Source organism: Alkalibacterium pelagium (genome assembly GCF_900109325.1).
Classification (GTDB): Bacteria; Bacillota; Bacilli; order Lactobacillales; family Carnobacteriaceae_A; genus Alkalibacterium; species Alkalibacterium pelagium.
This window is the reverse complement of sequence record NZ_FNZU01000004.1, coordinates 19,831-37,178: the sequence shown is the minus strand read 5'-3', so window position 1 is coordinate 37,178 and position 17,348 is coordinate 19,831. Positions and strand designations below refer to the sequence as shown.

Annotated in this window: 16 protein-coding genes; 14 read left to right on the top strand and 2 right to left on the bottom strand. The window is 42.8% G+C overall.

What is annotated here, in order from left to right:
- Positions 1-178 precede the first annotated feature (178 nt).
- From dnaN to gyrA, 5 genes are all read left to right on the top strand, one after another.
- Positions 179-1,318, top strand: a complete 1,140-nt coding sequence (gene dnaN / locus BMX79_RS04310; protein ID WP_091479550.1) for a DNA polymerase III subunit beta — start codon at positions 179-181, stop codon at positions 1,316-1,318.
- A 647-nt stretch (positions 1,319-1,965) separates the two neighbouring features.
- The gene (yaaA, locus tag BMX79_RS04305) at positions 1,966-2,199 is read left to right on the top strand and encodes a S4 domain-containing protein YaaA (RefSeq protein WP_091479548.1); all 234 of its coding nucleotides are present in this window, start codon (positions 1,966-1,968) and stop codon (positions 2,197-2,199) included.
- Positions 2,199-3,320, top strand: coding sequence for a DNA replication/repair protein RecF (gene recF / locus BMX79_RS04300; RefSeq protein ID WP_091479546.1), 1,122 nt, complete (start codon positions 2,199-2,201; stop codon positions 3,318-3,320). The genes yaaA and recF overlap by 1 nt, the downstream gene beginning before the upstream one ends.
- Positions 3,321-3,336: 16 nt before the next feature.
- Positions 3,337-5,268 (top strand): DNA topoisomerase (ATP-hydrolyzing) subunit B, encoded by a 1,932-nt coding sequence (gene gyrB, locus BMX79_RS04295; protein ID WP_371862058.1) that lies wholly within the window; start codon positions 3,337-3,339, stop codon positions 5,266-5,268.
- A 75-nt stretch (positions 5,269-5,343) separates the two neighbouring features.
- The gene (gene gyrA / locus BMX79_RS04290) at positions 5,344-7,842 is read left to right on the top strand and encodes a DNA gyrase subunit A (protein ID WP_371862057.1); all 2,499 of its coding nucleotides are present in this window, start codon (positions 5,344-5,346) and stop codon (positions 7,840-7,842) included.
- Between the two features lie 172 nt (positions 7,843-8,014).
- Here the strand turns inward: gyrA and BMX79_RS12765 are convergent, their stop codons facing one another.
- Positions 8,015-8,665: a carbon starvation CstA family protein gene (locus BMX79_RS12765; RefSeq protein ID WP_308732690.1), complete on the bottom strand. Its 651-nt coding sequence runs from the start codon at positions 8,663-8,665 to the stop codon at positions 8,015-8,017.
- A 23-nt stretch (positions 8,666-8,688) separates the two neighbouring features.
- On the bottom strand, positions 8,689-9,501 hold the full coding sequence (locus BMX79_RS12760; RefSeq protein ID WP_307724196.1) for a carbon starvation CstA family protein: 813 nt from the start codon (positions 9,499-9,501) through the stop codon (positions 8,689-8,691).
- Between the two features lie 267 nt (positions 9,502-9,768).
- Here BMX79_RS12760 and rpsF point away from each other — a divergent pair, with 267 nt between their 5' ends.
- The 9 genes from rpsF to BMX79_RS04240 all read left to right on the top strand — a co-directional run bounded on the left by rpsF (position 9,769) and on the right by BMX79_RS04240 (position 17,199).
- Positions 9,769-10,068 carry a 30S ribosomal protein S6 gene (gene rpsF, locus BMX79_RS04280; RefSeq protein ID WP_091266714.1) on the top strand — a complete coding sequence of 100 codons (300 nt, stop codon included), beginning with the start codon at positions 9,769-9,771 and terminating at the stop codon, positions 10,066-10,068.
- A gap of 55 nt (positions 10,069-10,123) precedes the next feature.
- Positions 10,124-10,681: a single-stranded DNA-binding protein gene (gene ssb / locus BMX79_RS04275; RefSeq protein ID WP_091479539.1), complete on the top strand. Its 558-nt coding sequence runs from the start codon at positions 10,124-10,126 to the stop codon at positions 10,679-10,681.
- Positions 10,682-10,706: 25 nt separating this feature from the next.
- Positions 10,707-10,940: a 30S ribosomal protein S18 gene (gene rpsR, locus BMX79_RS04270; RefSeq protein ID WP_091266708.1), complete on the top strand. Its 234-nt coding sequence runs from the start codon at positions 10,707-10,709 to the stop codon at positions 10,938-10,940.
- Positions 10,941-11,122: 182 nt separating this feature from the next.
- Positions 11,123-13,117, top strand: coding sequence for a DHH family phosphoesterase (locus BMX79_RS04265; protein ID WP_091479537.1), 1,995 nt, complete (start codon positions 11,123-11,125; stop codon positions 13,115-13,117).
- 23 nt (positions 13,118-13,140) lie between these two features.
- On the top strand, positions 13,141-13,590 hold the full coding sequence (gene rplI, locus BMX79_RS04260; RefSeq protein ID WP_091479535.1) for a 50S ribosomal protein L9: 450 nt from the start codon (positions 13,141-13,143) through the stop codon (positions 13,588-13,590).
- A 188-nt stretch (positions 13,591-13,778) separates the two neighbouring features.
- A complete protein-coding gene (gene dnaB / locus BMX79_RS04255; protein ID WP_091479533.1) occupies positions 13,779-15,143 on the top strand; it encodes a replicative DNA helicase in 1,365 nt (454 codons plus the stop codon).
- Positions 15,144-15,275: 132 nt separating this feature from the next.
- Positions 15,276-15,746, top strand: a complete 471-nt coding sequence (locus BMX79_RS04250) for a PTS sugar transporter subunit IIA (protein ID WP_091479531.1) — start codon at positions 15,276-15,278, stop codon at positions 15,744-15,746.
- A gap of 13 nt (positions 15,747-15,759) precedes the next feature.
- Complete coding sequence (locus tag BMX79_RS04245; RefSeq protein WP_091479529.1) at positions 15,760-16,068, top strand: PTS fructose transporter subunit IIB; 309 nt, start codon at positions 15,760-15,762, stop codon at positions 16,066-16,068.
- A 60-nt stretch (positions 16,069-16,128) separates the two neighbouring features.
- A complete protein-coding gene (locus tag BMX79_RS04240; protein ID WP_091479527.1) occupies positions 16,129-17,199 on the top strand; it encodes a PTS fructose transporter subunit IIC in 1,071 nt (356 codons plus the stop codon).
- Positions 17,200-17,348 lie beyond the last annotated feature (149 nt).

Sequence of the window (17,348 nt, the reverse complement as noted above, 5' to 3'; positions counted from 1 at the left end):
GTGGATAAAGTCTCAAGTCACCCACAACTTTATCCACAACTTATCCACAAGTGGAAAACCTTCTGTCTCAGATGGAATTTACGTTTTCCACAGTATACACAGGTCCTACTACTATTACTAAGAATTTATTTACTATATAATTATAAACGGGTACTCAATTTATTATTGGAGGATGCATATGAAATTTACAGTTAATCGATCAGCGTTTCTAAAAAAATTAAAAGATGTTCAACTCGCTGTATCATCTAGATCAACTATTCCAATTCTTACAGGAATCAAACTGATTGCTTCAGAAGATGGGTTACAGCTGACAGGCAGCAACTCTGACATTTCGATTGAAACGTTCGTCAGAAAATCAGATGAACAGTCTGGTCTGACTATAGAAGAAGAAGGTCAGATCGTCCTTCAACCGGCACGTTTCTTCAGTGATATCGTCAATAAACTCCCAGATGAAACCTTTACTGTTGAAGTGAAAGACAGAGTTCAGACAGCCATTACGTCTGCATCATCTTCATTCATCATTAACGGACTGGATGCTGCCAACTATCCGCATCTTCCGGAAATCGATACGACCCAGTCATTTACACTTCCGGTCAACTTACTTAAGAAAATTATCAAACAGACCGTCATTGCCGTATCGACTCATGAAAGTCGTCCGATCCTGACAGGGATTCATTTGACCATCAATGATGGAAAGCTTAAAGCTGTTGCTACAGACAGTCACCGACTAAGCCAGCGTGTGATTCCAGTTGAGGGAACTGAAAGCCTGTCTTACAATCTGGTTATTCCTGGTAAGAGCCTTCAGGAACTGACTCGACTGCTGGATGACAGCCTGGATGAAATAGAAGTAGCAATCGCTGAGAACCAGATCCTCTTCAAGACTGAAGACACCTTGTTCTACTCAAGACTACTGGAAGGAAATTATCCTGACACGGACCGTCTGATCCCTGATAGTTCCGCAACAGAAGTAACTCTTGAGGCACAGATCCTTCTTGGAGCTGTGGAAAGAGCGTCTCTTCTTTCTCACGAAGGTAAAAACAACGTCGTTAAACTCTCGGTGAAAGATGATACTGTGGAAATTACCGGTAATTCTCCAGAAGTCGGGCGAGTAAACGAGCAGGTCACTACTCAGTCTATTTCTGGTGAAGAAATGGAGATTTCTTTCAATCCGGACTATTTGAAAGCTGCCTTGACGACTTTTGGACCTGTGGATATCACACTTAAACTGATTTCTACCTTGCGTCCATTCGTTCTGGTTCCAAGTGAAGACAAGAATGAATTCATTCAGCTAATCACACCGATCCGTACGTCCACATAAATGAATATAAATTGAATATAAGCAGAAAAGACCCGATGCTGTCGGGTCTTTTTGTGTTATACAACCGGTGAAACTGCTCCTTAGCTATCATTTTAAAAGAGAAGGAGGGCCTGAGTAAATTATAATGACAGTTATCCGTCTTTGATTGCCTGCTCGACATGATTAGTCAGTTTAGTGGGCTGTAATGGGCAGATATGTGCCAATCGGAGCAGACGACCCTGATGGGTGTGGCAATGATTGAATTTTCTCTTTCCTCCTAGATTATTTTATCAGCTAAGTGGTCAGTGAAATCACATTTATTGACTACTTTACACTACAGAGACTTTCCAGTTGGATAAACTATCAGATAGACAGTTAAATAAGGAATTTTTCCACATTTTACTCCTTATCCTAAGATTGTATGATCCAGTGCTGGATCACTGATACATAATTCTCTTAAATAACCTGAAAATTTAAATATAAAGAGTCTAAGCGAATTTGAATAAAAAAGAAGGATTTGTCATTTTACCCTTAAAATCGATGAGACCGGATTTTTTCCCATAAAAATTTGTTTCACACTTCGAAATAAGGTATAATATAAGAAGAGAAATTATGCAGAACGTGGATGATCTGATCCGCGTCTTTGCTTTTTAAAGGAGCCGATTACAGTGCCGGAAATAATACAAATCGATCAATCAGTCATTACACTGGGACAATTTCTGAAGCATGCGACGATTATATCGAGCGGAGGAATGGCCAAGCCTTTCCTGATGGACTATACCGTCTGGGTCAATGATGAACCGGATAACCGTCGTGGCCGCAAACTGCATCCTGGAGATGTCATCAAGGTGGAAGGCTTCGGGACCTATCTTTTAGAATCAGCTCAAAATGAGGATAACTGATGTATTTAAAGAAACTGACGTTGAAGGGCTACCGCAATTATTCTAATGCAGAGGTGACCTTTTCCAACCAGATCAACGTCTTTCTGGGCGAGAATGCTCAGGGAAAAACGAATATCATGGAAAGCATCTATGTGCTGGCTATGACGAGGAGTCACCGGACTTCCAACGATAAAGAGCTGATCGGATGGGATCAGGATTTTGCCCGGGTAGCTGGAACGGTCGAGAAATCCAGCGGCGAGTATCCTCTTGAAATCATTCTTTCTAAAAAAGGGAAGAAAGCAAAGCTCAATCATCTTGAACAGAAGAAGCTCAGCCGATATATCGGACACCTGAACGTGATTCTGTTTGCTCCCGAAGACTTGTCCCTCGTTAAAGGATCCCCTTCTGTGAGACGGAAGTTTCTGGATATGGAAATGGGTCAGATGAGTTCCATTTATCTGTATCACCTTGTTGAGTACCAGAAAGTCCTGAAACAGCGCAATGCTTACTTAAAACAGCATAGAAAAAGCGGCAAACTGGATCAGACCTATCTAAGTATCCTAAATGAACAGCTGGCGGCCGAAGGGGCTGAACTGCTTGCTCAGCGCTTTTCCTTCACGAGACGACTGGAGAACTGGGCACGTCCCATTCATTCAGACATCTCCCAGGGGAAAGAAACGCTGATGCTTGAGTATGCCTCTTCTTTTTCTGTGACATCAGAAACGGATAAGGAGCAGCTGATGAACGATCTGCTGAAGCAGTATAAAAAGCATGAGCAGAGAGAGAAGGAACAGGGCACAACGCTCTATGGTCCTCATCGGGACGACATCCGATTTTTTGTCAATGAGAAGAATGTCCAGACTTACGGGTCTCAGGGACAGCAGCGGACAACAGCGTTGAGTCTGAAACTGGCCGAAATTGAATTAATGAACGAGATGACGGGGGAGTACCCCGTTTTATTATTGGACGATGTACTGAGTGAGCTGGACGATGAACGACAGACTCACCTGCTGAAAACGATACAAGATAAAGTCCAGACCTTTCTGACAACGACAAGTCTGGACGGCGTGAAAAAGGAATTGCTTCATCATCCGCGTATCTTCAATGTGCGTAGTGGTCAAATCGAAATGGAGAGTGAATAGAGTGGCAGACGAACAATTGACACCTAAAGAAGTAGTAGAATTAAGAGAAGAATATGATGCGAGTCAGATCCAAGTGCTTGAAGGTCTGGAAGCTGTCCGTAAGCGACCAGGGATGTATATCGGATCGACGAGTTCTGAAGGACTCCATCACCTGGTATGGGAAATCGTTGATAACTCCATTGACGAAGCGATGGCTGGGCATGCTGAAAACATCGAAGTCATTATTGAACCGGGCAATCTGATTGTGGTCAAGGATGACGGACGTGGAATTCCGATCGATATCCAAGCTAAAACCGGTCGCCCGGCTGTTGAGACCGTCTTTACGATCCTTCACGCAGGAGGAAAATTCGGTGGCGGAGGGTATAAAGTTTCCGGCGGACTTCACGGGGTAGGATCATCCGTTGTTAATGCGTTGTCAGAATACCTTGAAGTTGATGTTCATAAAAATGGAAAAGTTTATAACCAGCGCTATGAGCGTGGTGCGGTCATGTACGACTTGAAAGAAACCGGTACGACAGACAAGTCCGGTACAGTGGTCCGTTTCAAAGCGGATGCTGAAATTTTCCAGGAAACGACAGTCTATGATTTCAATAAACTGGCTACCCGTATCCGTGAACTGGCTTTCCTCAACCGCGGTCTGTCCATTTCAATCGAAGATCAGAGAGACGCTGAACCGGTCCGTCTACAGTACCAGTACGACGGGGGAATCAAGAGCTATGTCGATTACCTTAACCAGAGCAAGACGGTTCTTTATGAGGAACCTATCTACCTGGAAGATGAGCAGGACGGAATTGCTGTTGAAGTGGCTCTGCAGCATACAGACGGCTACCACATGAACATCATGAGTTTTGCCAATAACATTCACACCTATGAAGGTGGGATGCACGAATCAGGTTTTAAGACAGCATTGACTCGTATCATCAATGATTATGCCCGTAGAAACAAATTCATCAAGGAAAATGAAGATAATGTCAGCGGGGAAGATGTGCGGGAAGGTCTGACCGTTGTATTAAGCATCAAGCATCCGGATCCTCAATTTGAGGGACAGACGAAGACCAAACTGGGTAATTCTGAAGTCCGTACGATCACGGACCGTCTGTTCAGTGAGCATTTCGACCGCTTTCTGATGGAGAACCCGCAGACTAGTAAGAAAATCATTGAAAAAGCACTGCTCGCGGCAAAAGCCAGACTGGCAGCCAAGCGGGCAAGAGAAGTGACGCGCAAGAAAAATGGACTGGAGATCAGTAATCTTCCAGGTAAGCTGGCAGACTGTTCGTCAAAAGACCCGGAAAAATCTGAAATCTTCATCGTTGAGGGAGACTCAGCCGGCGGATCAGCCAAGCAGGGACGGTCCCGTCTGTTCCAGGCTATTCTGCCTATTCGAGGTAAAATCCTGAACGTCGAAAAAGCTTCTTTAGATAGAATCCTTGCCAACGAAGAGATTCGTTCGCTCTTTACAGCGATGGGTACAGGTTTTGGAGAAGAATTTGAAGTTGAAAAAGCCCGTTACCACAAGCTGATCATCATGACCGATGCGGACGTCGATGGGGCGCACATTCGTACGCTTCTTCTGACGCTGTTTTACCGTTATATGCGACCGGTTGTCGAAGCTGGGTTCGTTTATATCGCCCAGCCACCTCTATATCAAGTTAAACAGGGCAAAAAAGAGGCCTACCTTGATTCTGAGAAAGAATTGGAGGATTACCTTAAAGAGATCCCAGCGACGCCTAAGCCTTTCATTCAGCGTTATAAAGGACTAGGGGAAATGGATGCTGAACAGTTGTGGGAAACAACGATGAATCCCGAAAACAGACGCTTGCTTCAGGTCACTGTTGATGATGCGATCGAAGCCGATCTGATTTTTGACATGCTGATGGGTGAAAAAGTCGAACCACGACGCGACTTTATCGAAGAAAATGCTCAGTACGTTCAGAATATCGATATTTAATACCTGCCTACCAGAAAAGAGCACTGAGTGAGTTTAAGGAGGAAGAAAGACTTGGCTGAAGAAAGAGAAGCACGAATGGATAAAATCAATCTATCGAGTGAAATGAGAAAGTCGTTTCTCGATTATGCAATGAGCGTGATCGTGTCACGTGCCCTGCCGGATGTGCGTGATGGACTGAAACCTGTACACCGCCGTATTTTGTATGGAATGAACGAACTTGGTATGACGCCTGACAAAGCGTATAAGAAGTCAGCCCGTATCGTCGGAGACGTTATGGGTAAATACCACCCGCACGGGGACTCTGCCATCTATGAATCTATGGTCCGTATGTCACAGGACTTCAGTTTCCGTAACCCTCTGATTGACGGACATGGTAACTTTGGTTCCGTCGATGGAGACAGCGCGGCAGCTATGCGTTATACAGAAGCAAAAATGAGTAAGATCGCTATGGAAATGCTTCGGGATATCAATAAAGACACAGTTGATTATCACGACAACTATGATGGTTCAGAGAGAGAACCGAATGTTCTGCCTGCACGATTCCCGAACCTTCTAGTCAACGGGGCCTCTGGGATCGCAGTGGGGATGGCGACAAATATTCCTCCGCATAATCTTCGAGAAGTCATCGCTGCCTGTCGTGTACTGATGGAGAACGAAGAGGCGACTATCGCCGATTTGATGGAGGTATTGCCTGGACCGGACTTTCCTACGGGAGCCATGGTCATGGGCAAGTCTGGGATAAGAAAAGCATATGAAACCGGACGAGGTTCGATCAAAATCGGAGCGAAAGCACGTATCGAAGTTCAGCCTAATGGAAAAGAACGTATTATCGTAGACGAAATACCCTACCTGGTAAACAAAGCTAAACTGGTCGAGCGTATTGCCGATCTGGCTAGAGACAAGCGAATCGAAGGAATTACAGACCTTAATGACGAATCGGACCGAGACGGTATGCGTGTGGTCATTGATGTCAGAAGAGACGTTTCAGCGAGTGTCATTCTAAACAACTTATATAAAATGACGCCTCTGCAGACATCATTCGGCTTCAATATGCTGGCAATCGTTAACGGCATTCCTAAGACACTTGGATTAAAAGAGATTTTAACAGAGTACCTCAAGCACCAGAGAGTCGTCATCAGACGACGCACTGAATTTGACAAGAAAAAAGCGGAAGCCCGAGCTCATATACTTGAAGGATTACGTATTGCTCTTGACCATATCGATGAAATCATATCGATCATCAGAGGATCACAGACGGGCGATGCAGCGAAACAGGCCATGATGGAACGATTCGGTCTGAGCGATCGTCAGTCACAAGCCATTCTGGATATGAGAATGGTCCGTCTGACCGGTCTGGAACGTGAAAAGATCGAAGGGGAGTATCAGGATCTTCTTGCAACAATTGAAGACTTGAAAGACATTCTTGCCAGACCTGAACGGGTTCATGAAATCATTGCAACTGAACTCGAAGAAATCGCTGAAAAACATGGAGACGATCGACGAACAGAACTTCTTATAGGCGAAGCATTGAGTATTGAAGATGAAGACCTGATCGAAGAAGAAGAAATTGCTGTCACCCTGTCTCATAACGGCTACATGAAGCGCATGGCGATATCTGAATTTAAAGCTCAGAATCGTGGAGGACGCGGCGTTAAAGGCATGGGCACGAACACGGATGACTTCGTTGAGACCCTTCTGACCTGCTCGACGCATGATCTTCTGCTGTTCTTTACCAATACCGGTAAAGTATACAAAGCTAAAGGCTACGAAGTTCCTGAGTATGGACGTACGGCAAAAGGGATCCCGGCAATCAACTTCCTCGGGATCGAAAATGATGAGAAGATTCAGGCCATCATCAGTACCCGTGGTGAAACAGATGATAAAGACCAGCTGTTCTTCACGACTCGTCAAGGAACGGTCAAACGTACAGCATTTTCTGACTTTGAAAATATCCGTACGAGCGGCCTGAAAGCAATTGTTCTCAAAGACGACGATGAACTGATCAACGTATCGGTCACTCATGGCGACGACCACATCATTATTGGAACGAGACAGGGGTATGCCGTCAGTTTCCATGAAGATGAAGTCCGAAGTATGGGACGAGCAGCATCGGGCGTCCGAGGAATCCGTTTGAGAGAGGATGACTATGTAGTCGGGACAGATATAATGGGTCCTGAGTCAGAAGTTCTGGTCATTACTGAGAATGGGTATGGAAAACGTACTGAAGCTTCAGAGTACGCGATTCGCGGACGTGGTGGAAAAGGCGTCAAGACAGCCAATATCACGGAGAAAAATGGTCCGCTTATCGGCTTGAAGACAGTGTCTGGAGAGGAAGATATCATGCTCATCACTACAAGTGGTGTAGTGATCCGATTCCACGCGAATAACATTTCCAAAACCGGACGTGCGACTCAAGGTGTCCGTCTAATGAGGCTTGAAGAAGGTAATTATGTTTCTACCTTAGCTAAAGTTGAAGTGGAAGATGACATAGAAGTGGACGAACCGCTTAATGAAGAAGATAACGGCGAAGAAATAATCGACCAAGATGCATCAGAGTCTTCTGAAGAAAGCTGAACAGTAGCGTAGACGTATGAGCGCACCCTGAAAAAGGGTGCGTTTTTTTTTGCTCAGAAAAGCCCGTACAGTAGCAGAGAAGACCCCATCGTCCAGATCCATCACATAAAAGACAGCTACTGTTAAAAGCAGCTGCCAATTGTCAGTTTATATAGTCAGTTGATCGGCTAGTTTATAACACTATTTCTCTTGCTGCACGTACTTCCTGAATAGAAAGATGATCATTTAAAAGAACATGAGTAGAGTCCAATTGACCTTTTTGTTTGAGACCAGAATACCAGAACAGACCGAGTAAGCCTATGGCAATAAACAGACCGATGATCAACGAAAGTGTGTAGTTCAGTCCTAATCCAATTTGTTCATTAAGGATATAGACAGTTACAGCGTAGAGCATGAATGAAGCAGGAACAAGCGTAACAAGATAATTTTTGCCTTTCAGGAAGAGATAACGAGTTGAAACAAGCAAGGCAATAGCAGCTGTCGCCTGGTTAGCCCAGTTAAAGTATCGCCATAAGATGTTGAAGTCCATAAATGTCAGCATAATTGACAGGATAAAAATTGGGATAGTGATCATTAAGCGTTTGGCAATTTCTTTTTGAGAAATATTCAAGTAATCGGCTATAATCATTCGAAGACTTCTAAAAGCGGTATCTCCAGAAGTAATCGGTAATACAATTACACCCAGAATTGCAAATGTACCACCAACAGCCCCTAGATAATGACGGGCGATCTGTTCAACTGCTAGAGAAGCTGTTCCTTCCGCAATCACTCCACTTAATACAGGAGCCTGATAGAAAGCCATAGCTGCTGCAGCCCAGATCATAGCGATGATTCCCTCCATAGTCATCATGCCGTAAATACGAAGCGGGCATCCGATTCGCTGTCGAGTGTACGGGAAATAATCGGAGTCTGAGTAGCATGGAAGCCTGACATAGCCCCACATGAAATCGTAAAGAAAATACCAGGAAATAAACTTACACCACTAGGATGAGTATTTCTCAGTGTAGTCAGAGTCAAGTTTGGAATAGATTCTCCTCTACCAAGCATTGAGATGAATATAGCAAAAGTACTGATAATGAGCAGAGCACCAAAGAACGGATAAATTTTCCCGATAAGTTTATCGATGGGCAGGAGAGTGGATAAAATATAATAATCAAATATAACTAATGTTAACAATCCTGCTCCCATCCAACCCGGTGTCAGATTTGCTAAAAGGTTAGCCGGTGAGGTAACAAATACTGTTCCTACTAAAAGAAGAAGGAGAGCGGCAAAGGCATTAACGACGTGCTTCATCATTTTACCAAGATAACGTCCAGCCAGTTCAGGCAAGTGAGCCCCTTCATTACGAAGTGAAATCATTCCAAGCATGAAATCATGCACTGCACCGGCAAATATATTTCCGAATATGATCCATATGAAAGCAGCAGGTCCATATAAAGCTCCCATGATCGGACCGAAAATAGGACCTGTCCCGGCAATGTTGAGAAGCTGAATCAGTGGATTTTTTTTAGTGCCCATAACGACATAATCGTTTCCGTCTGCAAGCTCAAAGGCAGGCGTAGTACGTTTAAGTTCTATACCGAAATTTTTTTCGATAAATTTTCCGTAGAAAATATAACCCAATATAAGTACAGTAATACCTAATAGAAATGTAATCAATTAAAGCCCTCCATCATTTTAATGTGTAAGCGGTTCAATTATAGTTTGCTAAAAACATCACAAACTTGTGTTAATGTTTGCTTAGAAATAATAGAGAAATAGGTTAGGGTTAATTACAAGTCTCTTGTCAGTTATAAAACATCAATAAAGACTTGCGACTGAACCCTGCGTGTGCTATAATATTTCGGAGTGAGTACTCTTAAATGAATACTCTCCTTGCTCTTTCAAATGAAAGGGCCAAAGACCATAAGGAGGTGACAGTCAAAGATGAGTCAAACAGCTAAGTACGAATTATTGTATATTATCCGTCCTGATCTTGATGAAGATGGAAAGAAAGCTCTTGTAGAGCGTTTCGAAACTATTCTTAAAGATAACGGTGCTGAAGTTACTGAATCAAAAGACTGGGCGAAACGTCGTTTTGCATATGAAATCAAAGGATACCGTGAAGGAACTTACCGTCTGGTAAACCTACAGTCCAATGATGCAGCTGCAATCAACGAATTTGAGCGCCTAGCTCGTATCAATGACGATATTCTTCGTCATATGATCGTACGTCTGGAAGACTAATTGTTTCACGTGAAACAATAAATATGATTGCCTTTTGATGAAAGGAGACCTTTGATTGATTAATAATGTCGTTTTAGTGGGAAGATTAACCAGAGATGCAGAATTGCGTTATACTGGAAGCGGGATTGCAGTTGCAACTTTTTCCGTAGCAGTAGAGCGTCCATTCTCAAATGCTCAAGGAGAACGCGAGACAGACTTTGTAAACTGTGTTGCCTGGAGAAAGACAGCAGAAACAATTTCTAACTTTACCCGCAAGGGCTCGTTAGTAGGCGTGACTGGTCGTATCCAGACTCGTAATTATACGAACAACGAAGGCAGAAAAGTCTATGTAACAGAAATAGTTTGTGAGAATTTCCAGATGCTTGAACCGAAATCTGTCACTGAAAAACGTGCACAGAATGATGGGTCATCAAACGCAAATGGTGGTGGATACTCCAATTCATCAAATTATTCAAACAATAACAGCGGTAATTATTCTCAACAAAACAACCAGAATCAGGCTCCAAGAAATAACAATCAGAACAATCAGAACAATTATGCTAACTTCGATGAAGATCCATTTGAAAGCAACAATGACTCCATCGATATCTCAGATGACGATTTACCATTTTGATTCAAGATAAAAGGAGGATTATAACATGGCTGGACGCAGAGGCGGAAGAAAACGCCGTAAGGTAGATTTCTTTGCAGCAAATCATATCGAATATATCGATTATAAAGATGTGGACTTGCTTAAACGTTTCATTTCAGACAGAGGTAAAATTTTACCACGTCGTGTAACTGGAACTTATGCAAAAAATCAACGTAAATTAACAAAAGCAATCAAACGTGCTCGTATCATGGGCTTATTGCCATTTGTTACTGAAGACTAAACTTAATTAACTATAACGAGCTGTGACAGTGTAATAACTGTTGCAGCTCTTTCTTTTCTTATTCTGTTCGCACCTGAGAATGTTTCACGTGAAACACATTCGCTTGAAATCCCTATCTCGTATAGAATAGAGTGGCGAAAGATGATAGAATAAGGGAAACAAATGGGCTAAAAGGAGAAACTATGAACAATAAAGTGAAGGAAGACAGTCTTCCAAAGTTTCTGAAAGACCCGTCATTACGTCTGATTATATTTTTTGCCCTTGCCATACAACTCATTATGACGCTGTTAAGTTTTATCGCGTATATGTGGCTTGGAGCAATCATGCTGGTTCTCTTTGTCATTACATTAATAGTTTTCTGGCGTATAGGGAATATCTATATAAAGGAACTAAATGAATATATTAAGAATCTTTCTTACCGGATTAAACGTGGTGAGCAGGAAGCTCTAATTAAGATGCCTATAGGTATACTCTTACTGAATGAAAAGAATCAAATCGAGTGGTTGAACCCGTATATGCAGACTCAATTGGCGAAAACTGACAATGTTCTGGGTGAGGCACTTGAAGAAATTCATAAAGAATTGTTCGAATGCTACAGCGATTCATCAAATCTGGATAACCTGATCGAATGGGAAAACAAAATATACCAAGTGACTATTCAGAAAGATATTCACGCCATTTACCTGATGGACATCACTGAGTATGCCACAATTAAAGAAGAGTATGAAGATGCACGGCCAGTTGTCGGCTGGCTCTTTTTAGATAACTATGATGAGATTACTCAAGGGCTTGATGACAGAGGAGTCTCCGGTTTCGACAGCATGCTGACGACCTATTTCTCAAACTGGGGAAGACAGCATGGTATTTTCTACAAGCGGATATCTTCAGATAAGTACTTCCTGCTGCTGAACAGAAAAGAATTGGATCGCCTCGAAAAAGAGAAGTTCAATATTATTGATAATATCAGAGATCGAACGTCTAAACGTAATTTACCTTTAACCATCAGTCTTGGATTGTCTTATGGTGAAGAGACATTCGATAAGCTGGCTGAGCTGGCTCAGAGTAATCTGGATCTGGCACTTGGCCGTGGTGGAGACCAGGCTATAGTTAAAGCAGTAGATGATGAACCGAGATATTACGGCGGCAAGACCAATCCTATGGAAAAACGGACACGTGTCCGTTCACGTATGATCAGTCAGGCTATGCAGAAGCTGATGAACGACAGCGAACAGATATTTGTCATGGGACATAAAAGTCCAGATCTGGATGCTATCGGTGCATCATTAGGTGTAGCCAGAATAGCTATGATGCTAAAGAAAAAGGTATTTGTAGTAGTCGATCAGGAAGACTTGAGTGATGACGTTGCCAAGCTAATGAAAGAAATACAGAAACACGAGCAGGTAAATAAAAATATCATCTCGCCTTCAGATGCTGAAAAGCAGATAGGTCCGGAAGATCTGGTCGTTCTAGTCGATCATCACAAGCCTGTCTTATCGATTGCACCGACCTTGCTTAAGAAAACCAGAAAGAATATGGTGATCGACCATCACAGAAGAGGGGAAGAATTTACAGAAAACCCGCTCCTTGTGTACATCGAACCGTATGCTTCTTCTACAGCTGAATTGATTACGGAACTGTTCGAGTATGTCTCGACGGACGGTGATCCGATCAATCGTATAGAAGCAACTGCTATGCTGGGTGGAATCGTCGTAGATACGAATAACTTCAGCTTGAGAACGGGTTCCCGGACATTTGATGCAGCAAGTTACCTTCAGTCAGTAGGAGCGAATTCAACAATGATCCAGCGACTGTTGAAGGAAGATCCTGAAAAGTACCTGCAACGAAGCAGATTGATCGAGACAATTGAGTTTGTTCGAGATGGGGTAGCTATTGCGAGCGGAGATAATGAAACGATCTATCACACTGTAACATCTGCTCAGACGGCAGACACGATGTTGAGTATGTCAGGAGTAGAAGCTGCCTTTGTCATAACCAGACGTTCTGAAGACATGGTGGGAATCAGTGCTAGAAGCTTAGGTAAGATCAACGTACAGATTATTATGGAAAAAATGGGTGGCGGAGGACATTTATCCAATGCAGCCACACAAATCGACGGAAAAAGTGTTTCAGAAATAATAGAAGAATTAAAAGAAGTTATAAATGCTCAACTCGATTAAAGAACAGAGAAGGAGACTTGACTATGGAAGTTATTCTATTAAAAGATGTTAAAGGAACTGGAAAAAAAGGGGAAGTTAAAAATGTATCTGACGGATACGCAAATAACTTTTTACTGAAGAAAGGTCTGGCGAAGGAAGCTACTTCCGGAGCTAAACAAGAACTGAGTATGAAAAAGAAAGCTCAGAAAAGAGAAGAGCAGGAGATCCTCGAAGCTGCTAAAAAAGACAAAGAAACGATTGAAAACAACCCGATTGAAATCAAAGAAAAAGCAGCAGATGATGGAAGACTGTTCGGTTCAGTAACAACTAAGCAAATTGCTAAAGAACTGGAAAAACAGCTCGGTATAAAGGTAGACAAACGTAAAATCAACCAGTCACTTCCAATGCGTTCTGTAGGCACACAGCATGTTGAAATCAAACTCCATAAAGAAGTATCTGCTGAACTGACGGTTCGAGTCACAGCAATCAACTAGAAAATAAAATATTACCAGGATGGCCCTACCGCGGCCATCTTTTTTTACTGATCGGGACAGATTTAGAAACTGCAGTAATGTTTCACGTGAAACATTAAGAACTAAACATATGTTCCCTTATATACAATTTTCTGGATATGATGTAAAATAGAGAAACAGTTTAGTTAAGAAAAGGAGCTACCAGAAGAATGGAAATGATAGGCGATCGCTTACCTCCACAGAATATAGAGGCTGAACAGTCTGTTTTAGGGTCTATACTATTAGATCCGGAAGCATTAATACCGGCGATGGAATATGTTGAAGCGTCTGATTTTTATCGACGTGCTCATCAGCTTATTTTCCAGGTCATGGTAGACTTGAATGAAAAAAATGAAGCTATTGATGTTGTGACTATTGCTAATAGTCTAGAAACGAAGAGCTTGCTTGAAGATGTTGGCGGGACCCCATATTTGGCTGAAATAGCGGGTATGGTGCCGACTGCTGCTAACGTGGACTATTATGCCAAAATTGTCGAAGAACGCTCCATATTGCGTAAACTGATCCAGACAGCAACTGATATAGCATCGAAAGGGTATCAGGAAGCAGATGATGTGCCCAATCTTCTTGATGAAGCAGAAAGAAGCATTCTCGAAGTATCGGAAAAACGCAGCCGAAGTGGATTCGTTTCGATCGAATCAGTTTTAAGAGACACAATCAACAATATAGATGAACTATTTCAAAATGATGATGACATTACTGGAATTTCTACTGGGTATAAGATGCTTGACCAGATGACTGCAGGTCTCCATGAGGATGAACTGATTATTCTGGCAGCCCGGCCAGGTGTCGGGAAGACAGCATTTGCTTTGAATGTGGCTCAGAATATTGGGACTAAGACAGATGAAAATGTCGCGATCTTCAGTCTGGAGATGGGAGCGGAACAGCTGGTCAACCGGATGCTCTGTGCTGAAGGAACGATTAATGCCTCCAATCTTAGAACCGGACAGCTTACTGAAGAAGAATTTGAGAAACTCTTTGTTGCGATGGGGAGCTTATCTAAAGCGAATATTTATATCGATGATACCCCTGGGATCCGGACAGCTGAAATACGTGCAAAATGCCGTCGGCTGAAACAGGAAAAAGGGGATCTGGGCCTTATTGTCATTGACTACCTGCAGCTGATCGAAGGCAGCGGGAAAGAAAGCAGGCAGCAGGAAGTATCAGAGATCTCCCGTCAGCTTAAAAAACTGGCGAAAGAACTCTCAGTACCTGTGATTGCCTTGTCTCAGTTGTCACGTGGTGTTGAGCAGAGACAGGATAAGCGTCCGATCTTAAGTGATTTGAGAGAATCCGGGTCGATTGAGCAGGATGCCGATATCGTGGCATTCTTGTATAGAGATGATTACTACAGAAGTGAAGACGACGAGGAAGATGACGAGACAGAAGACAATGTGGTCGAAGTCATTCTTGAGAAGAACAGATCGGGAGCCAGGGGTACCTGCAAGCTGCTGTTCATTAAAGAATACAACAAGTTTTCTTCCATGTCCTATTACCCAGAAAACCAGATATCATAAGTAAAGCAGACTCCAGACGGTCCTTGAAAAATTCTGACCGTTTGGGATCTGTTTTTTTGATACAAAATTTTTTTCAAAATTGAAAACGGCTGTTATAATAAAGCATACATTTGTAAAATAGGGGAGACTGTTATGACCAATAATGACCGACCTGTCATTCATGCCGCTGTTGAAGTTAAATCGGATGCAGATGGGAAAGACAGGCTACTGAAAGAAATTGTCCAGCTGGTTCATACAGCTTGCTCATTTTCGTTTGATGAAAATGAGGTATACCAGGAAGTCATGACAAGAGAAGAATTAAGTACCACAGGCTTCGGCAATGGGTTTGCTATTCCGCACGGTAAGTCATCTGATTTGGAAAAACCGATCGTGTCCGTGTGTAAGCTGGCCAGAAAAATGGAATGGGAAGCTTTGGACGACGAAAAAGTTGACACGGTCATCCTGCTGATTATTCCAAAAGATAATGCAGAAGATCTGCACCTTAAACTGTTGTCTGCACTATCCTACAATTTAATGGATCAGAACATGCAGGAAAAAATAAGAGAAGCAGACAAAGAAGATGAATTGTCTGATGTTATTGAATCAATGCTGCACATACAGTAGAGGAGGAATCTGGATGAAAATAACTGCAGTAACGGCTTGTGCTACGGGAGTGGCCCATACTTTCATGGCGAAGCGGGCTATCGAGGATGCAGCTAAAGCAAGAGGGCACGAGGTGAAAGTAGAGACTCAAGGGGCAACAGGAATCGAAAATGCTCTGACCAGAGCAGAACTTGAAGAAGCTGATATTCTGATTCTCGCTACGGATATCAAACTGGCTAAAACTGAGCGTTTCAAGAATATAAAGAAAGTGACGATCCCTGTCGCTACTGCTATTAAAAATGCAGATGGCGTCATTAAAAAAATAGAAGAAAAACTGAAGTAAGCATTAGTAATGTTGACATAAACTCATAAGAAAACTATTTAAAGGAATAGAGGATCAATTATGAAAAAATTTCAGCAAGCATTAATGACAGGCGTGTCCTACATGCTGCCGCTCATTGTCTTTTCCGGTATGACTATCGCATTGACTGGTATGATTTCTCAATCTCAAGCCGACTTTCCGGCGGTCGCTACACTTAACGGGTTTGCATGGGTGATGATGGATTTGATTCCAGCTATATTTGCAGCATATATGGCCTATGCAATCGGAGACAAAGCAGCTATTATACCAGGGTTTATCGGTGGTTATATTGCAGGGCATCCGCCAGTTGAAAATACTTCCGCAAGTGGCTTTCTTGGAGCAATTCTGGCCGGATTTATCGCAGGCTATCTGGTCTTGTATCTACGCAAGGTCAAGGTGCCATTATTTCTCGATTCGATCAAGAAAACTTTGCTGATTCCAGTTTTGACCGGCTGGCTGCTTTATTTGATCATGGCTTATCCAATCGCTATCTTCGTCGGTGCACTGAATGATCTGATCATTTCTAATCTCCTCGATCTGTCTCAGGCTCCTCAGTATGCGTTTCTGCTTGGAGCGATCCTCAGTGCAATGTGTGCCTTTGATATGGGAGGCCCAATCGGTAAAATTGCGATCACGTTTGTCTTCGCTGTCTGGAATGATCCGAGCGGTCTCGGTTTCGTTGTCAATGCAGCCGTCTTCCCGGGAATCATGGTTCCAGCCTTGTCTGTCGGTATTGCGTCACTCATTGCCCGGAACAAGTACACTGAAGATGAAATCAGAATGGCCCCGGCATCAATACTATCCGGTTTGGTCGGCATCACAGAATCAACGCTTCCATATGCGTTTAGAGATCCTTTTAGAATCATTGGACCAAATATGATGGGTGCGGCTGTCGGAGGAGCCATCATGATGGGATTCGGAGTATCAACAGCAGGTGTCTCAGGTGTATTCGGCATGCCGATGGCCAGTAACTTAGGTATTTTTATTTCAGCAATCCTGGTCGGTACAGCTATTTCTGTTGCTCTTCAGATTCTGATCAAGAAACCTGTAGATCAGTCAGCAGCTGTGATTACCGGTGAGGAAGACGATCTTGATTTCGAAATTACACTTTAATTGACGATTTGGGGTTCACATTTAACAGATGTGTGGTAAAATAGTGAACGTTGTTAAAACTAAATCAATTAATGTTAGGAGAATGCCTCCGTCTATGTTGAAAAAAGGATACAACTGAGCTGAAAGTCTCTTTGTATACTTTAATAGAC